Annotated in this window: 16 protein-coding genes; 15 read left to right on the forward strand and 1 reads right to left on the reverse strand. The window is 65.7% G+C overall.

Annotated elements, in window-relative coordinates:
- The first annotated feature begins 9 nt into the window (after positions 1-9).
- Genes VIM61_03475 through VIM61_03500 form a run of 6 tightly spaced genes read left to right on the forward strand, consistent with a single transcriptional unit; the run spans position 10 to position 5193 of the window.
- Positions 10-921: a TIM barrel protein gene (locus VIM61_03475; GenBank protein ID HEY8899444.1), complete on the forward strand. Its 912-nt coding sequence runs from the start codon at positions 10-12 to the stop codon at positions 919-921.
- A 58-nt stretch (positions 922-979) separates the two neighbouring features.
- The gene (locus VIM61_03480) at positions 980-2005 is read left to right on the forward strand and encodes a lysylphosphatidylglycerol synthase transmembrane domain-containing protein (GenBank protein HEY8899445.1); all 1026 of its coding nucleotides are present in this window, start codon (positions 980-982) and stop codon (positions 2003-2005) included.
- Positions 2002-2694, forward strand: a complete 693-nt coding sequence (locus tag VIM61_03485; protein ID HEY8899446.1) for a dihydrofolate reductase family protein — start codon at positions 2002-2004, stop codon at positions 2692-2694. Before VIM61_03480 ends, VIM61_03485 begins: the two co-directional genes overlap by 4 nt.
- The gene (locus tag VIM61_03490) at positions 2691-3134 is read left to right on the forward strand and encodes an SRPBCC family protein (GenBank protein HEY8899447.1); all 444 of its coding nucleotides are present in this window, start codon (positions 2691-2693) and stop codon (positions 3132-3134) included. Before VIM61_03485 ends, VIM61_03490 begins: the two co-directional genes overlap by 4 nt.
- Complete coding sequence (locus VIM61_03495) at positions 3131-4375, forward strand: beta-ketoacyl-[acyl-carrier-protein] synthase family protein (GenBank protein HEY8899448.1); 1245 nt, start codon at positions 3131-3133, stop codon at positions 4373-4375. Before VIM61_03490 ends, VIM61_03495 begins: the two co-directional genes overlap by 4 nt.
- Before the next feature lie 38 nt (positions 4376-4413).
- Positions 4414-5193, forward strand: coding sequence for a sulfite exporter TauE/SafE family protein (locus VIM61_03500; protein HEY8899449.1), 780 nt, complete (start codon positions 4414-4416; stop codon positions 5191-5193).
- Between the two features lie 9 nt (positions 5194-5202).
- On the opposite strand, the gene VIM61_03505 is transcribed toward VIM61_03500, so the two are convergent.
- A complete protein-coding gene (locus VIM61_03505; GenBank protein ID HEY8899450.1) occupies positions 5203-6225 on the reverse strand; it encodes a hypothetical protein in 1023 nt (340 codons plus the stop codon).
- An 86-nt stretch (positions 6226-6311) separates the two neighbouring features.
- Between VIM61_03505 and VIM61_03510 the strand changes: the two genes are divergently transcribed.
- The 9 genes from VIM61_03510 to VIM61_03550 all read left to right on the forward strand — a co-directional run bounded on the left by VIM61_03510 (position 6312) and on the right by VIM61_03550 (position 19013).
- Positions 6312-7088, forward strand: coding sequence for a chitosanase (locus VIM61_03510; protein ID HEY8899451.1), 777 nt, complete (start codon positions 6312-6314; stop codon positions 7086-7088).
- A 42-nt stretch (positions 7089-7130) separates the two neighbouring features.
- Positions 7131-8621, forward strand: a complete 1491-nt coding sequence (locus tag VIM61_03515) for a glycoside-pentoside-hexuronide (GPH):cation symporter (GenBank protein ID HEY8899452.1) — start codon at positions 7131-7133, stop codon at positions 8619-8621.
- Between the two features lie 8 nt (positions 8622-8629).
- Complete coding sequence (locus VIM61_03520) at positions 8630-9454, forward strand: alpha/beta fold hydrolase (GenBank protein ID HEY8899453.1); 825 nt, start codon at positions 8630-8632, stop codon at positions 9452-9454.
- A gap of 18 nt (positions 9455-9472) precedes the next feature.
- The gene (gene recF, locus VIM61_03525; GenBank protein ID HEY8899454.1) at positions 9473-10504 is read left to right on the forward strand and encodes a DNA replication and repair protein RecF; all 1032 of its coding nucleotides are present in this window, start codon (positions 9473-9475) and stop codon (positions 10502-10504) included.
- A 49-nt stretch (positions 10505-10553) separates the two neighbouring features.
- The gene (gene dprA / locus VIM61_03530; protein HEY8899455.1) at positions 10554-11648 is read left to right on the forward strand and encodes a DNA-processing protein DprA; all 1095 of its coding nucleotides are present in this window, start codon (positions 10554-10556) and stop codon (positions 11646-11648) included.
- Between the two features lie 79 nt (positions 11649-11727).
- Entirely contained in the window at positions 11728-14193 is a 2466-nt protein-coding gene (locus VIM61_03535) for a DNA topoisomerase III (GenBank protein HEY8899456.1), read from the forward strand.
- Between the two features lie 51 nt (positions 14194-14244).
- Positions 14245-15057, forward strand: coding sequence for a hypothetical protein (locus VIM61_03540; GenBank protein HEY8899457.1), 813 nt, complete (start codon positions 14245-14247; stop codon positions 15055-15057).
- A gap of 28 nt (positions 15058-15085) precedes the next feature.
- Entirely contained in the window at positions 15086-15451 is a 366-nt protein-coding gene (locus tag VIM61_03545; protein HEY8899458.1) for a carboxymuconolactone decarboxylase family protein, read from the forward strand.
- A gap of 88 nt (positions 15452-15539) precedes the next feature.
- Positions 15540-19013, forward strand: a complete 3474-nt coding sequence (locus tag VIM61_03550) for a transglutaminase family protein (GenBank protein ID HEY8899459.1) — start codon at positions 15540-15542, stop codon at positions 19011-19013.
- Positions 19014-19047: the final 34 nt, after the last annotated feature.

Raw genomic sequence — 19047 nt, forward strand, 5'->3', positions numbered from 1 at the left:
TTTACCTTCATGCTCGCACTCTCGACCTGCTGGAATTCCCACCGCCACACCAAGGGCGAAGACATGCTCCGCGAGATCGTCGATCTGGGCTTCACCAACGTCGAACTCAGCCACGGCCTGAACCTTTCCATGATCGAAGGCGCGCTGAAGTTCGCCGAGCGCGGCGAGGTCAATTTCACGAGCCTCCACAACTTCTGCCCGCAGCCCGTCGAGGTGATGACCGATTCGCCGGACTGCTACGAATTCACCTCCAGCCGGCCGGAGACCCGCCAGCGCGCGGTGAAGATGACCCTCCAAACGATCGAATACGCCGAGCGCTTCGGCGCAAAGCGGATCGTCCTCCACTCCGGCAGCGTCGGCCCGATGCGGGGCTTCACGCGCAAGCTCATCGCCATGATCATGGACGGCGGCTTCGCTTCGAAGGCCTACGGCGAGGAAAAGCTCCGCGGCGTGCAACAGCGCGAGGCCGCCTCCCTGGAATACGTCAACCGCCTCGTCGAGACGCTGAAGCCGGTGGTCGCCGCCGCCGGCGAGAAGGGCATCCGCCTTGGCATCGAGAACCGCGATTCCTACGAGCAACTGCCCTCCGAACGTGAGTTTCCCGCGCTCCTCGACAAGCTCGGCGACACCTGCGGCTACTGGCACGATTTTGGTCACGCCCAGCGGAAGCAGAACATGGGCTTCCTCGACCACCGCGCCTGGCTCGAGAAAATCGCTTCCCGCGCGATCGGCTGCCACCTGCACGACGCCCGCTGGCCCGTGGAGGACCACCGCGTGCCCTTCACCGGCGACATCGACTACGCCGCCCTCGTCCCGCTTTTTCCGAAAGGCACGCCCTTCATCATCGAGCTGAATCCCAAACGCGAAGGCGGTGACATCGCCGCCGCGGCGGAGCGCTGGCGCAAGGAATTCGGCGAGTGAGCCGCGCGGTTTTCGGCTTCTTCCCGCCCCGCGCGCCCTTCATTCTGGCCAGTCACCCATGAAACGTTTCGTCACCACCACCATCCAGCTTGCCGTCTCGATCGCGCTGCTCTGGTGGATCTTTCACGATCCCGAAAAGCGCGCCAGCATGGCCGAAGCCCTGCGGGCCGCAAACTGGTGGTGGTTCCTGCCCGGCGTCGCCTGCGTGGGCGCCGTCACCGCCCTGCAAATCCAGCGCTGGCAATGGCTGCTGCACGCGATCGACATCCGCCTCACCTGGCTGCGCACGGCCCAGCTCAACCTCATCGGCATGTTCTTCAACCTCTTCCTGCTCGGCGCGACCGGCGGGGACGTCGTCCGGATCTTTTACGCCATGCGTGAGGCGAAGACCGACAAGGCCGGCGCATTCCTCAGCATCGCGCTCGAGCGCGTGATCGGGTTGATGGCGCTCGCCTTCGTCTCCGCGGCGGTGGTCGCCCTGCAATGGAACACGCTGATGGGTTCGCCGGTGGCCCGGGTCTCCGTGCTCACGATCGGCCTCATCCTCGGCGCGTCGATCGCCGTGGTCGTGGCCGGCGCTCTCGTCGCGGTGCTCCGCCTCGAGAGCCGCCTGCCCGCCCGCCTCCCGCTGCGGCGCGCGATCGTCGATCTCGCCGTCGCCACCCAACGCTACGCGAAGGCGCCCGGCGCGCTCATCGCGGCCTTCCTCATCTCGATTCCGTCGCACCTCCTGCTCTTCGCGACGTTCTACTTCGCCGCCCGCGCGCTCACCGACAGTCTCAGCCTCGTCGACATCTTCTCCGTCATGCCGATCGTGAACGTCCTCACGTCGCTGCCGATCAGCTTCGGCGGCCTCGGCGCCCGCGAGCAGCTCTTCCAATCCCTGCTCGGCTCGCTCAACGGCACGCCCGCCGCCCAGGCCGTGCTCATCGGCAGCTGCGGCTATCTCATGCAGGTGCTGTGGAGCCTCGTCGGCGGCCTCGTCTATCTCTTTTACCGCCCCAGCGACGGCCACACCGCCTCGATTCACGAAATGACCGAGGCCACTGCCGACATCGCCGAGCACCCGGAATCCACGCCATGAACCGCCGTGATCGCCCGCGCGTGATCGCGAACTTCGCCATCACCGCGGACGGCAAAATCTCCACTCGCGAGCATACGCCCGCGAACTTCACTTCGCCCCGCGACAAGAAACGCCTGCTCGAGATTCGCGCCCGCGGCGACGCCATTCTCGTCGGCCGGAACACCGTCGCGACAGACACGATGAGCATGACGCTGCCCGATCGAGCCCTGCGTGCGAAGCGCCGCGAGCGGGGCCTGCCCGCCGAGCCATCGCGCGTGATCGTGAGCGCCAGCGGCAACCTCGATCCCGGCTGGAAGGTCTTCACCTCCCGCGGCGCCCCGCGCATCGTCTTCAGCACGTTTCACATGCCCGACGCCATCCGCGGCGCGCTGGTTCCGCTCTGCGACCTCCATTTGCTCGACGCGGACGAGATCCCCCTCGAGGACGTCCTCACCGCCCTGCGCGAGATCTACGACGTGCGCACGCTCGTCTGCGAAGGCGGCCCCACGATCTTCCGCCAACTCGTCGAGCTCGACGCTCTGGACGAACTCCACCTCACCGTCGCCCCCCGCATTTTCGGCGGCGCCCAGGCGCCGACCCTCACCGGCACGCACCCCGGATTTCTCGCGTCCATCCGCCATCTGAGACTCGAATCCCTGCGCACGCACGGCGAGGAGTGCTACCTTCGTTATCGCGTCCGTCGTCCATGAATACCGAGAGCACCATCGTCATCCGCGCCTCGAAGGAAAAAATCTTCGAGTCCGCCGCCGACCTCTCGCGCTGGCCGGCGGTGCTCCCGCATTACCGCTACATCACCTACCTCGAGCGCGGGACGGACCGCCACATCGTGAAGATGGCCGCCGAGCGCGACGGCGTGCCGATCGCCTGGGTCTCCGAGCAGGTGATCGACCGCGAGCGGCTCGAGATCAGGTTCACCCACCTGAAGGCCTTCACGAAGGGCATGGGCGTCGTGTGGTCCTTCGAAGAGAAACCCGAGGGCACCCTCGTTCGGATCGTTCACGTTTTGAGATTTCGCATTCCCGCTCTCGCCGCCATCGCCGACCGCATTATCGGCGGTTTTTTCATCGACGACATCGCCCACAAGACGCTTTCCGCGTTCAAGGCCCACCTCGAGGCCCCCGCGCAATGAGTTCCGCCCCGCGCCGCCGCGCCGTCATCACGGGCCTTGGCCCCATCACCTGCATTGGCACCGGCCGCGACGCCCTCTGGGCCGGCCTGCTCGCGGAGAAAAGCGGCATCGGCAACCTCACGTATTTCGAGGTGGAACCCGGCCGCGCCCACTGCTCCGGCGAGATTCCCGGGTTCGACCCGACCCGCTGGTTCCCTCCGCATCGCCTGAAGCGCCTCGACCGCTACGCGCAATTCTCCGTCGCCTCTGCCGCCCTCGCGCTCGAGGATGCCGGTCTCGAATACTCGCCCGCCGACCCACAGTCCCGCGTCGGCGTCAGCTACGGCACCGCCCTGGGCGGCATCGCGAATGCCGAGCACGAGAACGCCCTGTTCATCACGCAGGGCTCGAAAGCCATCAACCAGACCCTCGCGCTGCAGGTCTTCGGCGGCAGCGCGCACTCGAACATCGCCATCGAGTTCGGCCTGCAGGGCATCGGCACCACGAATTCCAACAGCTGCGCGAGCGGCCCGATCGCCGTGGGTGAAGCCCTGCGCTACATTCGCGACGGCATGGCCGACGTCGTCATCGCCGGCGCCGCCGAGGCCCCACTCAGCCCGCTCACCTACGGCGCCTTCGACCTTATCAAGACGATGAGCCGCGCCGAACCGCCCCATGCCTGCCGGCCCTTCGACCTGCAGCGCAACGGCTTCGTGATGGGCGAAGGCGCCGCCGCCGTCATCGTCGAGGAATACGAACATGCGAAGGCCCGCGGCGCCCGCATCTACGCCGAAGTCCTCGGCTACAGCCTCAGCAACGACGCGTATCACATGACCTCGCCGCATCCCACCGGCGAGCCCGGCATGCGCACCATGCGCGAGACCCTCGCCGACGCGCGGCTGAACCCGGGCGACATCGACTACATCAACGCCCACGCCAGCAGCACGAAGGTGAACGACTCCAGCGAGACTCGCGCCATCCATGCCGTGCTCGGCGCGCACGCCCGCAACGTTCCCGTCACCGGCACGAAGGCCTACACCGCGCACCCGCTCGGCGCGACCGGCGCCATCGAGATCGCCATTTGCTGCCTCGCGGTGGAGCACGGCTGGGTGCCGCCGACGCTGCACTACGAGACGCCCGATCCCGAGTGCGACCTCGACGTCGTGCCGAACCACGGCCGGGAGGCAAAACTCCGCCACGTGCTCAGCAACAGCTTCGGCTTCGGCGGAATCAACGCCTGCCTCGCGCTCGGGAAAGTATAGGTCCTCGAAGACTTATCGGACTTATAAGTCCCATCGCCGTGACACCTGCCGAAATCACTCCCCTGTTCACCGCCGCGCTCTTCGCCGGCGCCATGAACGCGCTCGCCGGCGGCGGCACCGTGCTCACCTTCCCTGCGCTGCTTGCCTTCGGCATGCCCGCCATCCAGGCCAACGCGACCAGCACACTCGCGCTTCTCGTCGGCATGCTCGGCAGCGTCTACGGCTATCGCCGCCAGATTGTCGTCGTCGCCCCGCTCATCAGCCGTTTTGGCGTCCTCAGCGTCGTGGGCGGCCTGCTCGGCGCGCTTCTGCTCACCCACACGCAGGAAAAAACCTTCGCCGCGCTCGTCCCCTTCCTGCTGCTCTTCGCCACCGCCCTCTTTCTCGCGAACAACGCCCTGCGCCGCATCATCCGGCTCGATCCGCTCGCCCGGCCGGCGGATCTCCTCCACAGCCGCCGCATCGGGCTCGCCTACGCCTTCCAGTTTGCCGTCGCCATCTACGGAGGCTATTTCGGCGCCGGCATCGGCATTCTCATGCTCGCCTCACTCGGCATCCTCGGCATGCATGACATCCACGAGATGAACGCGCTGAAAACCGTGCTCGCCGCGCTCATCAACCTCGTTGCTTCGATTTACTTCGTCTGGGCCGGGCTCATCGTCTGGCCCGAGGCCCTGGTCATGACCGCGGCCTCGACCCTCGGCTACTTCGGCGCGGCGCATTTTTCCCAGCGCATTCCGCAGACAACCGTGCGCCACATCGCCGCGGCCATCGGCCTCGCCATCAGCGCCTGGCTGCTCTGGAAGCAGTTCGCCTGATCGTCGCCGCTACTCCTCGCGGACGACCGTCACCTTGCGCGTCACGCTCTGGCCCATGCCATCGGCGCACAGCAGCGTGATCTTGTTCTTCCCCACCTTTTTCAGCGGCACCTTCAGGGTCCACTTTCCCGCCTTCACCTTGGCTTTCTTGCTCTTGAAGGAAACCGTCAGCGGCAGCAGCGAAGTCGCATTGCCCGTGAGCTTGAAAGACGTCTTCGTCGTTTTCTTCTTCCCGCCCTTCACGTTCAGCACCGGCGGCGCCGCGGTATCGAAAGCCATTCCCGAGAGCGCCACGCCCGGGACGGTCGCGGCCAGGGACGTCACTCCCGTCGTGGTATTCAGCCGGTAGAGACTCGTCCCGCCCCCGGTTCGCAGGCCACCAAAGACCAGGCCGGCCCCGTTCGTCGCCATCAGATTGCTGAATTGCGTCGTCGCTCCACTCAACGCCGCCACCAGCGCGCTCATCGCGCCGGTCGCCGGATTGACCGTGAACAACCCATTGGTGCGCACGAGATACAACGTGCCGTTGCCTCCGAACGTCAGGCTCACGTTGGTGATATTGTTCATGGCCCCGATCGTGGTGACGGCTGCCGTCGACGGATTGACAGTCACCAGCTTCTTCACCGTCCCGCCAATGCCAAAGCCGAAGAATGTTCCATCGGCCCGCACCGCGAGATCGGAAATTGGCATTGTGTTCGCAATCGGCGCACCCACGGCGATCGCGGCGCCAGTCGACTTGTCGATCCGGAAGAACGCCTTGGGACTCGCCCCCGTCGGGCTCAGCTGTCCCTGCGCCGCGAACAGGATTTTCGAGCCGGGTTGGATGCCCAGCCCCGACAGACAGACCTTCCCGGTAGCGCCCACCATCCCAAGCACCGCGCCCGTGCCGGGATTGATCGCATACAGGCTCGACGGCGCCCCCGCCGCGCCCGTCACGCCCCACAGAAATTCCACATCAGCCCGCCCAGGAAGGGCCGCCAGAAAAACCGCCCCGACCGCCAACAACGCAAAAGATCTCATGATGAGATCCATATAATTTCCCAAAGCGAATGTCTCGCCTCGAAACAGGGATTTCCTCTGGAACAATCGCGGGCCCGCGCTAGCTTCTGCCGCCCTCGATGAACGCCACCCGCATCGCCCTCATCCTTGTCGCGGCGGGCCTTTTCGCGCCCCGCTCCGCACAGGCCGCCGAAGACACCCGGCTCACGATCGAGCAGCTCACCTCCATCTTCGAGAACAGCACCCCCGAGCTGCAATTCACCTACTGCCAGAACATTCACGACCGCCGCGGCCTCACCTTCGGCTTCGCCGGATTCACCAGCGGCACCTACGACGGCACCCTCTTTCTTCGCGAATACCGCCGACTCCACCCCGGCAACACCCTCGCCCGGTTCCTCCCCGCTTTCGAGAAAATCGACGCCGGTCCGCACGACGACGAGGGCCGCAACCCCATCACCGCCGGCCTCGCCGATTTCCCCGCCGCCTTTCGCGCCTGCGGTGACGATCCCCTTTTCCGCCAGGCCCAGCAGAACCTCGTCGACCGCCTCTACTGGGACCCCGCTGCCCGCCTCGCCCGCCGCACCGGAGCCCGTCTGCCCATCAGCCGGGGCGAATTCTACGACACCTGCATCAACCAGGGCGAAGACGGCCTCCGCGACCTCATCAGCGCCACGAACCACGCCATGGGCGGCCCGCCCCGCGACCCCGCCATCCCCGAGCGCGCCTGGCTCGCAAAATTTCTCGAACTCCGCCTCGCCCTGCTCCGCGCGGACGCGACCTGGAAGCACGCCGCCGACCGCGTCCGCGTCTACCAACGCCTCCTGTCCGAGGGGAACGTCCGCCTTGCGCGCCCCATCCGCCTCGAATGCTACGGCGACCGCTTCGTTTTGCGATAGCATCGCCCCATCACGCCAGGCGATCGCGCAGCAAGTCCCATCGTGGATACCACCGCTGAGGCTCTGCCGCGTTTCCGCCTGTTCTTCCCGGGCGATCCCGCTACTTCTCCGTCCGTGACCACTCCCACGGAGAAACTCCGCCCGCTCACCCGTCTGGCCTACGGCTCCGGCGAATTCGGCCCCGCCATGGCCGGCAGCGCATTGCTGTTCTTCCAGATGATCTTCCTCACCAACGTCGCAGGCCTGCGCGCGGACCTCGCTGGCAGCGTGCTGCTCATCGGCAAGCTCTGGGTCGCCATCAACGACCCCCTCATCGGCTGGCTGAGCGATCGCACGCGCACGCGCTGGGGCCGCCGCCTGCCGTGGATGGTCGTCTCCGCCCTGCCGCTCTCGGTCTTTTTCTGGATGCTCTGGCTCGTCCCCGGCTTCATCGATGCGAACAACCAGTGGGCGCTCTTCGCCTACTTCACCGTCGTCTCCGTCCTCTTCGACACGTTCTTCACCGGCTTCATCCTGCCCCACAACACGCTCACCTCCGAGTTCACGCAGGACTACGACGAACGCTCGCGCATCTCCGGCTTCCGCATGGCGTTCGCGATCGGTGGCACCGTCGGCGGCCTCCTCATCGGCATGGCCATCTTCGGCCTGCTCGCGAAGGCCTCCGCCGCCGCGCAATTCCAGGCCATCGCCCTCACGATCGCGTCGATCTCCACCGCCGTGAGTATCCTCTGCATCGCGGGAATCTGGCGCACCGCCGTGCAGATCCCCGTGCTCGAGCCGGCCACGCCCGCCGCCCCCCTTTCGCCTGCCGCCCGCATCGCCACCGGCCTGCGCATCATCTTCTCGAATCGCCCCTACGTGATCGTCGTCGCGATCTACCTCTTCTCCTGGCTCGCGATGCAGCTCACGGCCTCGTTCCTGTCCTACTACGTCGTGAACTACATGCGACTGCCCTTCGCGAAGTTCGCGCTGCTCGTGCTCGTCGTGCAATGCACCGCGCTCGTCCTGCTCCTGCCTGCGGGCTGGCTGAGCGTCCGCTGGGGCAAGAAGCCAGTCTACTTCATCGGCATGATCGTCTGGCTCTTCCCGCAGCTCGCGCTGATCTTCGTGCCGGCGGATCAATTCCATCTCGTCCTCGCGCTCGCCGCGCTCGCGGGCTTCGGCACCTGCGTCTGCTACCTCATCCCGAATGCCATGCTGCCCGACACGATCGAGTATGACGAACTCCAGACCGGCGAACGTCGCGGCGGCATCTTCTACGGCTTCTTCGTCTTCGTCCAAAAGGCTGGCCTCGCCGTCACCACCTACATCGTCGGCTGGGCGCTCCAGCTCTCCGGCTTTGTCTCATCGAAAGGCGTCGACGTCGTCCAGCCGGACAGCGCGCTCCTGACCATCCGCGTCTGCGTGGGCATCCTGCCGGCCATCGCCATCCTCGTCGGCCTCTGGTTCGCATGGCTCTACCCGATCACGAAGGCGAAGCACGCCGAGATCCTCCGCCAGCTCGCCGCGCGCGGCGCCGGGACGTCGGCCTGATCCCGCCCGTGCGCGCCCTCATGACGATCCTCGCCCTGCTCGCCGCCGGCTACATCGCCATCTGTGCGTATCTGTATTTCGCACAGGAAAGCCTCCTCTTCTTCCCTCAACGCGCCTCCCAAACCGAGCTCGACGCCTTCGCCCGCGGGAACGGCTTCGAGCCCTGGACGAATGCCGCCGGCCAGCGCATCGGATGGCGCGCCACCACCGGCGACCCCACCCGCGCGCTCCTCGTCTTTCACGGCAACGGCGGCTTCGCCCTCGGCCGCAATTACGAAGCCCTGCGCCAGCACGACGCCGACAGCCCCACGCTCTACCTGCTCGAATACCCCGGCTACGGCGCCCGCCCCGGCACGCCCTCATCGGCGAGCATGACCGCCGCCGCCCTCGACGCCTTCGACACGCTCGCGGCCGATCCCGCAAGGCGCATCGAGATCATGGGCCAGTCGCTCGGCACCGGCGTCGCCTGCGCCGTGGCGGCCGCGCGTCCCGACCGGGTCGCCGGCATTGTGCTCGTCACGCCCTACGATTCGCTGGCGAGCGGCGCCGCCGCGCATTACCCGTGGCTGCCCGTCCGCTGGCTCATGCGTCACCGATTCGACTCCGACCGAAACCTCGCCCGCTACCATGGCCCGGTGGCATTCCTCATCGCCGGCCGCGACGGCACCATTCCGCCGCGCCTCGCCGAGCGCCTCTACGCCGGCTACGGCGGCCCGAAAAAGCAATGGATCGCCCCGCAGGCCGGCCACAACGACCTCGACCAACTCCTCGCCCATTGGCCCGAGGTCGCGGCGTGGCTGATCTCAACTCGAAAATTCCCGGAATTCCGTTAATTCCGTCAAAATCCTTCCGTGCTCACCGACCTGCGCCTCGCCGACTTCCGCTGCTTTTCGCGGCTGCGGTTCGAGCCCGCACCCGGAACGAATTTCCTGATCGGCGCGAACGCCCAGGGCAAGACATCCATCCTCGAGGCCACCTGCGTCGTCGCCCGCCTCCAGTCCCCGCGCACCACCACGCTCGCCGAGGTCGTTCGCCACGGCCAGCCCGGCGCCGCGATCGACGCGCGCCTCGCCGGCACGCACCTTCACTTTCGCTACGAGCCGCCGAAGCGCACCCTCACCCTCGATTCCGTTCCGCAGTCCCGCTCCGCCGATTACCTGAAGGTCGCGCGCGTCGCGTGGTTCTCGAACGACGACATGGACATCCTCCGCGGAACGTCATCGAAACGCCGCCGCTACCTCGACTTCCTCGGCAGCCAGCTCGACCCACTCTATCTCCGCCACCTCCGCGCCTACGACCGCGCGCTGCGTTCCCGCAATGCGTTGCTCAAGGAGGCCCGCCCCCGCCGCGAGATCGAGGCTTTCGATCCCCTCCTGCTCGAGCACGGCGGCCATCTCACGAAGGCCCGGTCCGACCTCGCCGCGAACCTCGCTCCGCTTATCGAGCAGGCCGTTCACGACATCGGCGGCCGCGCGGAATCTATCCGCTCCGCCTACCTGCCTTCGCCAATTTCCGACCTCACCGCCACGCGCCCGGAGGAAACCCGGCTCCGTCAGACCACTGTCGGCCCGCACCGCGACGACCTCGCGCTCGAGCTCAATGGCATGGAAGCCGCTCGCTTCGCCTCCGAGGGCCAGCAGCGCACCCTCGCCCTTGCCCTCAAGCTCGCGCAGACCCGCCTCATCATGGCCCGCACGGGCCGCACGCCGCTCCTCCTCATCGACGACGTCTTCGGCGAGCTCGACCCCACCCGCCGCGGCAACCTCCTCACACACCTGCCCGCGGACGCCCAGCGTCTCATCACCACGACGCACCTCGACTGGCTCGATCCCGCCCTGCCCCACACCATCTTTCACCTGGAAGATCATCGCCTGATCGCCTGACGAAACCTCCTTTCCCCGCCGGCGCATCTCAGGCATCCTCCCGGCCGGAATGACCGATACCGAGGCCCACATCGCACTGAACATGGTGCCGCGCCTCGGCCCCGTGCGGTTGCGCCGACTTCTCGAAACTTTCGATACTCCGCAGCGCATCCTCGCGGCCTCCGCCTCTGAGCTGGAGCGCGTGGACGGTATCGGCCCCGACGTCGCCAGGTCCATCGCCGGCTGGGAAAAAGTCGTCGATCTCCCGGCCGAGCTTCAGCGCATCGCCGACTTCGGCGCGCACGTCCTCATTCCCACCGACGCAGCCTACCCGGAGCTCCTGCGCGAGATCCACGATCCGCCGATCGCCCTTTACGTTTGGGGCCAGATCACCGAGCGCGACCGCCACGGCATCGGCGTCGTCGGCCCGCGCAAGCCCAGCCACTACGCGACCGAGTGCGCGAAGAAGCTCTCCTACCAGCTCGCCTACGCGGGCCTCACCGTTTACAGCGGCCTCGCCCGCGGTATCGACACCGCCGCCCACCAGGGCGCCCTCGCCGCGAAAGGCCGCACGATCGCCGTCCTGGGCTCGGGCCTGAATCAGCTTTATCCCCCGCAAAATCAGGAACTCGCCGAAAAAATCGCCGCCGGCAATGGCGCCGTCCTCAGCGAATTCCCGATGGATACGAAGCCGGACCGCCAGACGTTTCCGATGCGGAACCGGATTGTCGCCGGCTGCAGCTTCGGCCTGCTCGTCGTCGAGGCCGGCCTCACCAGCGGGGCGCTCATCACCGCCGGCCAGGCCGCCGACCAGGGTCGCACGCTCTACGCCGTGCCCGGCCGCATCGACAATCCCGCCGCCCTCGGCTCGAACCGCCTCATCCAGCAGGGCGCAAAGCTCGTCCAGAGTGCGCAGGACATCCTCGACGACCTCGGCCTTCTCTTCGCCGAACAGCCCGACCTCGCGCCCCCTCCGCCCCCCGCTGACCTGACCGATACCGAAAAACTAGTATTTTCGTCCCTCACAGATGACGAGAACCCTATCGACGCAATCATCACCAGAAGCGGGTTGCCATCCGCAAAAGTGTCTTCTACGTTGCTCGCCCTTGAAATGAAGCGCCTGGTGAAACAACTGCCCGGCACCCGTTTCGTAAAAACCAACTAACTTCGAAGACCTCGGAGGACGCGGGAGGACGAATTCCGACCGCTCCGCGAGCTTCGCGTCCTCACCGGTCAAACATCTCATGGGAAAAACCCTCGTCATTGCCGAAAAGCCCAGCGTCGCCACCGATCTCGCGCGGGTGCTCGGCAAGGTGCCCAAGCAGGGTGACTGGTTCGAGAACGACGACTGGGTGATCACTTCCGCCGTCGGCCACCTCGTGGAGCTCTGCCTGCCCAACGAGATGGACAAGAAGCGCGGAAAGTGGAGCTTCGCGAATCTCCCGATCATTCCCGACGCCTTCGACCTCAAGCCGATCGAAAAGAACGAATCGCGGCTGAAAGTCATCAAGCGCCTCCTGAAGCGGGCCGACATCGACGACGTCGTGAACGCCTGCGACGCCGGCCGCGAGGGCGAACTCATTTTCCATTACATCATGCAGCTCACGGGCTCGAAGAAGCCCACGAGCCGCCTCTGGCTGCAGTCGATGACCCCCGAGGCCATCAGGACGGGCTTCGAGAAGCTTCGCGACGGCGCCGAGATGAAGCCGCTCGCCGACGCCGCCGTCTGCCGCAGCGAAAGCGACTGGCTCGTCGGCATCAATGGCACCCGCGCCATGACCGCTTTCAACAGCAAGGGCGGCGGCTTCCAGCTCACGCCCGTCGGCCGCGTGCAGACGCCCACGCTCGCCATCCTCGCCGAGCGCGAGGAAAAGATCCGCGCCTTCCAGCCCCGTCCGTATTGGGAAGTCTATGCGGACTTCGGCGTTCAGGCAGGCGATTACCGCGGTCGTTGGTTCCATGAGGGTTTCAAAAAAGGCGATGACGAACAGGCGCGCCCGGAGCGCATTTGGAACAAAACCTTCGCGGAGGAAATCGTCACCAGGTGCGCGGGCAAACCCGGAATTATCGAGGAGGAAAAGAAACCGACCTCACAAATCGCTCCGCAGCTTTACGACCTGACCACACTCCAGCGCGAGGCGAACGGCCGATTCGGCCTTAGCGCCCGCCGCACGCTCCAGCTCGCGCAGGCCCTCTACGAGAAGCACAAGGTCCTCACCTACCCGCGAACCGACTCCCGCTACCTTCCCGAGGACAACCTCAACGAGGTCAAGGCGCGCATGACCAAATTCGAGGATCCCTCGCTCTCCACACATGCCCAAAAGGCGCTCAAGGAAGGCTGGGTGCATCCGAACAAGCGCATCTTCAACGACGCGAAGGTCTCCGACCACCACGCCATCGTGCCGACCGGCGTTTCCCCGAAAAATCTCGATGATTTCGAGATGAAAATCTACGACATGGTCGCCCGCCGCTTCATCGCGGTCTTCTATCCCGCCGCGCAATTCGAGGTCACGACCCGCATCACACGCGTCGAGGGAGAGGCATTCAAGACCGACGGCAAAATCCTCACCTTCCCCGGCTGGCTCGCCGTTTACGGCAAACAGACCGAGGGCGAAGACAACGTGGTTGCGATCACGCCCGGTGAATCCGCAACTACGAAAAATCTCGAAATCAAGGACTGCGAAACGAGGCCACCTGCCCGTTACAACGAAGCGACGCTCCTCTCCGCGATGGAAGGAGCCGGCAAACTCGTCGAGGACGAGGAACTCCGCGAGGCCATGTCACAGCGTGGCCTTGGCACCCCGGCCACCCGCGCGCAAATCATCGAAGGCCTCATCCTCGACGGCTATCTCGTCCGCCAGGGCCGCGACATCATCGTCACCTCGAAGGGCCTCTCGCTCATCACGCTCCTGCGCGGCATCGGCGTGGACTCGCTCACCTCCCCGGAAATGACCGGCGGCTGGGAATATCAGCTCAAGCTCATGGAGGACGGCCTGACCGACCGCGCGACCTTCATGGCCGGCATCCGCAAGTTCACCGAGGAGATCGTCGAGAAGGCCAAGGGCTACTCTGGCGACATCGGCGGCAACTTCCTCGACCTCGAGGCGAAGGACCCGAAGACCGGCGAAGTCGTCGCGTTCAAGGAGACCTTCAAGGCCTACGAAGCCCCGAGCGGCACGATCATCTGGAAGACGATGGCCGGCCGCGAGCTCGAGCGTGAAGAGGTGAAGACGCTTCTCGAAACCGGCCAGGTCGGCCCGCTCGAAGGCTTCCGCAGCAAGATGGGCCGCCCGTTCAGCGCCCTCGTGAAGCTCGACGCGGAGTTCAAGCAGACCTTCGACTTCGGCAACACCGACGAAGCCGCCGCGCCGCCCGATTTCTCGAACGCCCCGGTCATCGGCCTCTGCCCGGTCTGCAAAAAGGGCCAGGTTCACGACATCGGCGCCGCCTACGTCTGCGACCAGACGCCCGCCTGCAAATTCCGCACCGGCAAGGTGATCCTCCAGAAGGAAATCCCCGCCGAGCAGGTGAAGAAGCTGCTCGAGACCGGCAAGACGGACCTCCTGCCGAAATTCATCAGCAAGAAAGGCCGCCCGTTCAGCGCCTACCTCAAGCTGGAAGGCGCGAAGGTCGGCTTCGAGTTCGAGCCCCGCAAGGCCGCCCCGAAAAAGCCCGCCGCCGAGAAGAAGCCCGTCGCCGAGGCCGCGTAGGCACGGTTCCCCTTGCCCCGCGGCGGTCGCCCGACTATCGAGGGCGCACACATGGATCCGTTGCTCGCCTCGATCATGGTTCGGGGATTGCCGCTGGAGGTTTGGATCACCCTGCCACTGGTGGTGATTGCCCTCTATGTCGTCTTCCGCTGGAGAAAGTTCGGGGAAGATTCGTTCACCTGGAATCACTCCTACTTCAAAAGAGCCTGCACCTTTGGAATCGGCGTCTGGCTGCTTTCCTATTTCTCGACCCTGCCGCCGGAGCCGTGGCAGCGTGCCGCCATCTGGGTCGCAGCGGCAATCATCGGCGTGCTGGCCCTCGATTACTGGGGTGGAGAAGGCATTTTCCCCGCCGCAACGATCGGCCTTTTCATGGTGCTGGTCGGGGTCACCGCCATGCCGGTCCCCAAAGTGATCGGGCATTTCATTTACGGAGATTTCGAGCCCAACCGGCGCGAGGCCGTCTTTCGACCGAACATCCCGGCCGACTGGCAGCTCGTTCGCGGCCCCTCCTCGACCTACCGCTCCCCTCGCGGCGGAGCCGGCCTTTTCGAGATCCGAGATTTGCCTCCCTTTGCGGAGCCTCCGGACGAGGCGGCCATCACCGAAAGATTCCGCGAATTGCTCGATGGCATGGAGCCTGCGCTAAAGCCGGCCACCGCTCCGCCGCTCTCCTTCACGAAAACGAAACTCGGGTTGCTTGCGTTCGCCGAATATCCCTCGAAGGAGCACGGGCTCGTCGCCGTCTGGCTGATGGCCGGCAGCAAACCCGTCTCTGCCACCTATCACGACGGCTCGAACGCAGCAGCGGAAGCCGACATCCGCGAGGGCCGCGAGATTCTTCGCACCGCAACCGTTCGCTGATCGGCCCACGCTGTGCTTCCATCGAGGCATGAGCGAAAAATTCGACCAGGGCCTGCCGTTCTTGAAACTTCATCTCGGGGAAGAGGGCGCGAAGCGGGCGATGGAAAACGCCCCGGAGCTCACGCAGTTCGTCGTCGAGCACGGGTTTGCCGATTTTTACACCAACGAGGCGCTCGACCAGAAATCCCGGAAGGTCGCCACGCTGGCCTCGCTCATCACATCGGCGAGTCTGCCGCAATTCGAGTGGCACACGCGCGGTGCGCTCGAAAGCAGCCTGCTGACGAAGGCGGAGGTGCTCGCCTTGATCCAGCAGATGACCATCTACATCGGTTTTCCGGCGGCTTACAATGCGCTCGCTGTCGCGAAAAAAGTCTTCACGGAGTTCGCCGACTAACGCGATCCGGCATTTTGCCCGACTTGGCCCCGTTCGTGCTGGTGCCTTGACAGGGAAACCGTTAGGCAGCCCCGGGGAAAAAAATTTCATGTCGATCCACGTCGCACTCAAGCACCGCACGACCTACTCTTACGACCGCCTCATCGCGATGGGGCCACAGGTGATCCGGCTGCGTCCGGCGCCGCACTGCCGCACGCCGATCCTGAGCTATTCGCTCCGAATCCTGCCGGAAAACAAGTTCCTCAACTGGCAGCAGGATCCGTTCAGTAACTACCTCGCGCGGCTGATGATCCCCGACAAGACCGAGAAGTTCGAGGTCGAGGTCGAGGTGGTCGCGCAGATGGCGGTTTACAATCCGTTCGACTTCTTCCTCGAGCCAGCCGCCGAGAAATTTCCGTTCACCTACGAGGCGGCGCTCGCGCACGATCTCGCCCCCTATTTGAAATGCGAGGCGGACGGCCCGCTTTTCGAGGCACTCTTCGAGTCCATTCCGAAGGACGAGCAACGCACGATCGATTTTCTCGTCGCCATCAACCAGAAGCTCCAGCAGGACATCAGCTATCTCGTCCGCATGGAGCCCGGCGTGCAGACGCCCGAGGAGACGCTCGAGAAGGCCTCGGGCTCGTGCCGCGACTCGGCCTGGCTGTTCTGCAATTTGCTCCGTCGTTGCGGCCTCGCGGCGCGCTTCGTCTCGGGCTACCTCATCCAGCTCAAGCCCGACGTGAAGTCGCTCGACGGCCCGTCCGGCGCGGAGGAGGACTTCACCGACCTCCACGCGTGGACCGAGGTTTACCTGCCCGGCGCGGGCTGGATCGGCTTCGACGCCACCTCGGGCCTGCTCGCGGGCGAAGGCCACATCCCGCTCGCCTGCACGCCGGAGCCCTCGACCGCGGCGCCGATCACCGGTTCCACCGAGAAGTGCGAGACGGAATTCGATTTCGAGATGTCCGTGACGCGCATTTACGAATCCCCGCGCGTGACGAAACCCTACACCGAGGAGCAGTGGGAGAAGATCCTCGCGCTCGGCGACAAGGTCGACGAGATCCTGAAGGACGGCGACGTGCGCCTCACGATGGGCGGCGAACCGACGTTCGTCTCGATTGATGACATGGAGGGCGCGGAGTGGAACGCGGAGGCGATGGGCCCGATGAAGCGCGGCCTCGCCGACAAGCTCCTGCGCAAGCTCCAGAAGCGATTCGGCCCCGGCGCATTGCTCCATCACGGCCAGGGCAAGTGGTATCCCGGCGAGCAGCTGCCTCGCTGGGCCTTTGGCTGCTTCTGGCGCAAGGACGGCGAAGCCATCTGGGAAAATCACGCGCTCATCGCCGACGAAGAGACGGATTACGGCCTTACGGACGTGGATTCGATGCGCTTCCTCGACGCGCTCACCCATCGCCTCGACGTGGACCCGCGTTTCATCATGCCGGCCTACGAGGATGCCTGGTATTACATGTGGAAGGAGCGGCGCCTGCCCGCGAACGTCGATCCGCTCAAATCGAACCTCAAGGACAAGCTCGAGCGCGACCGCATTGCCCGGGTCTTCGAGCAGGGGCTGAACAAGGTCATCGGCCACGTGCTGCCGATCCGCTACTCCGGCGGCTGGAGTTCCGGCGCGTGGTTCCTGCGCCCCGAGACGCTTTACCTCGTGCCCGGCGACTCGCCAATCGGCTTCCGCCTGCCCGTGGATTCCATCCCTTGGGTGAAGGAATCCGAATACCCATGGATCTACGAACCCGATCCCTCGGCGGAATTCGGTCCGCTCCCGCCGCGCCCCGAGCGCCGCGCGCAGGCGTATCAGGAAGCCGGCAAACTCACCGAGGAATACATCCGCTTCATCCGCTCCGGCGCGGATACCGGCTTCCGTCCGCAGGGCCGCCCCGGCTCTGGCCATGGCTCCGGCGCGCCCGGGGCGGAGGGAAGCGACGAAGGCACCGGCGACGAGAAGGAAGGATCGCTGGCCGATCTGCCAAAGCGTCGCGAGTTCCCGGGCGGCAAATTCCCGTGGTCCGCGCCGCAACCCGGCGAATCCGCGCCCTGGATCGTGCGCACGGCGATGGCCGTCGAGCCGCGCCACGGCCGCATGCACGTCTTCATGCCGCCGCTGCAGACGCTCGAGCAATACCTCGAGCTCGTCGCCGCGATCGAGGAGACCGCCGATTACCTCAAGATGCCGGTCATGCTCGAAGGCTACCCGCCTCCCGGCGACCCGCGCCTGAACGTCATCAAGGTCACCCCGGATCCCGGCGTGATCGAGGTGAACACCCACCCGGCGCACTCGTGGCGCGAGATGGTCGACATCACGGAAGGCCTTTACGAGGACGCCTACACGACGCGCCTCGGCACCGAGAAATTCATGGTCGACGGCCGCCACACCGGCACCGGCGGCGGCAACCACATCGTGCTCGGCAGCGACCGGCCGACGAACAGCCCGTTCCTGCGCCGGCCCGACGTCCTGCGAAGCCTCATCAACTACTGGCACAACCACCCGTCGCTCTCCTACATCTTCTCGGGCCTCTTCATCGGCCCGACCTGCCAGAGCCCGCGCGTGGACGAGGCCCGCAACGACGCGCTCTACGAGCTCGAGATCGCCTTCAACCAGATCCCCGACAAGGGCGACGTGCCGCCGTGGCTCGTCGACCGCGTGTTCCGCAACCTCCTCGTCGACGTCACCGGCAACACGCACCGCTCCGAGTTCTGCATCGACAAGCTCTATTCTCCCGACTCCAGCTCCGGCCGCCTCGGCCTGCTCGAGCTCCGCGCATTCGAGATGCCTCCGCATGCCCGCATGAGCCTCACGCAGCAGCTCCTGCTGCGCTCGCTCGTCGGCGAATTCTGGAACAAGCCCTACCGCAGGCCGCTCGAGCCCTGGGGCACCGAATTGCATGATCGCTTCCTGTTACCGCACTTCGTGTGGCAGGATTTCGGCGATGTCATTGGAGATTTGCAGGATGCGGGATACGCCTTCGACGCGGAGTGGTTCGCGCCGCACCAGGAGTTCCGTTTCCCGCTCATCGGCAAGGGCCATTACCGCGAGCTCCAGCTCGAGGTCCGCACCGCCCTCGAGCCCTGGCACGTCCTCGGTGAAGAAGGCTACGTCGGCGGCACCGTCCGCTATGTGGACTCTTCGCTCGAGCGCGTCCAGGTCAAGGCCACCGGCATGGTCGGCACCCGCTACCAGATTCTCTGCAACGGCATTCCCGTGCCCATGCACAACACCGGCAGCGTCGGCGAATACGTCGCCGGCATTCGCTACCGCGCGTGGCAGCCGCCGCAGTGCCTCCAGCCGACGATCGGCGTGCACACCCCGCTCGTCATCGACATCTACGACACGTGGAACGAGAAAACCGTGGCCGGTTGCACCTACCACGTCTCGCACCCCGGCGGCCGCAGCCACGAGACCTTCCCGGTCAATTCCTACGAAGCCGAGAGCCGTCGCCTCTCCCGCTTCTTCCCGTTCGGTCACACGCCCGGGAAGTTCGAGGTGCCGCCACTCGCCAAATCGAAGGAATTCCCGTTCACGCTCGACCTTCGCGCTCACTCCAAGGGCGTCGGAGGCATCTGATCGCGCCCACCGCCACCATTTCGACAGAGCCATG

This window comes from Chthoniobacterales bacterium, assembly GCA_036569045.1.
Taxonomy (GTDB): Bacteria; Verrucomicrobiota; Verrucomicrobiia; order Chthoniobacterales; family JAATET01; genus JAATET01.

Bases quoted from the DNA above. Each gene is read 5' to 3' on its own strand.
- VIM61_03475 (HEY8899444.1), top strand. From the start codon at position 10: ATGCTCGCACTCTCGACCTGCTGGAATTCCCACCGCCACACCAAGGGC.
- VIM61_03480 (HEY8899445.1), top strand. From the start codon at position 980: ATGAAACGTTTCGTCACCACCACCATCCAGCTTGCCGTCTCGATCGCG.
- VIM61_03485 (HEY8899446.1), top strand. From the start codon at position 2,002: ATGAACCGCCGTGATCGCCCGCGCGTGATCGCGAACTTCGCCATCACC.
- VIM61_03490 (HEY8899447.1), top strand. From the start codon at position 2,691: ATGAATACCGAGAGCACCATCGTCATCCGCGCCTCGAAGGAAAAAATC.
- VIM61_03495 (HEY8899448.1), top strand. From the start codon at position 3,131: ATGAGTTCCGCCCCGCGCCGCCGCGCCGTCATCACGGGCCTTGGCCCC.
- VIM61_03505 (HEY8899450.1), bottom strand. From the start codon at position 6,225: ATGGATCTCATCATGAGATCTTTTGCGTTGTTGGCGGTCGGGGCGGTT.
- VIM61_03510 (HEY8899451.1), top strand. From the start codon at position 6,312: ATGAACGCCACCCGCATCGCCCTCATCCTTGTCGCGGCGGGCCTTTTC.
- dprA (HEY8899455.1), top strand. From the start codon at position 10,554: ATGACCGATACCGAGGCCCACATCGCACTGAACATGGTGCCGCGCCTC.
- VIM61_03535 (HEY8899456.1), top strand. From the start codon at position 11,728: ATGGGAAAAACCCTCGTCATTGCCGAAAAGCCCAGCGTCGCCACCGAT.
- VIM61_03540 (HEY8899457.1), top strand. From the start codon at position 14,245: ATGGATCCGTTGCTCGCCTCGATCATGGTTCGGGGATTGCCGCTGGAG.
- VIM61_03545 (HEY8899458.1), top strand. From the start codon at position 15,086: ATGAGCGAAAAATTCGACCAGGGCCTGCCGTTCTTGAAACTTCATCTC.
- VIM61_03550 (HEY8899459.1), top strand. From the start codon at position 15,540: ATGTCGATCCACGTCGCACTCAAGCACCGCACGACCTACTCTTACGAC.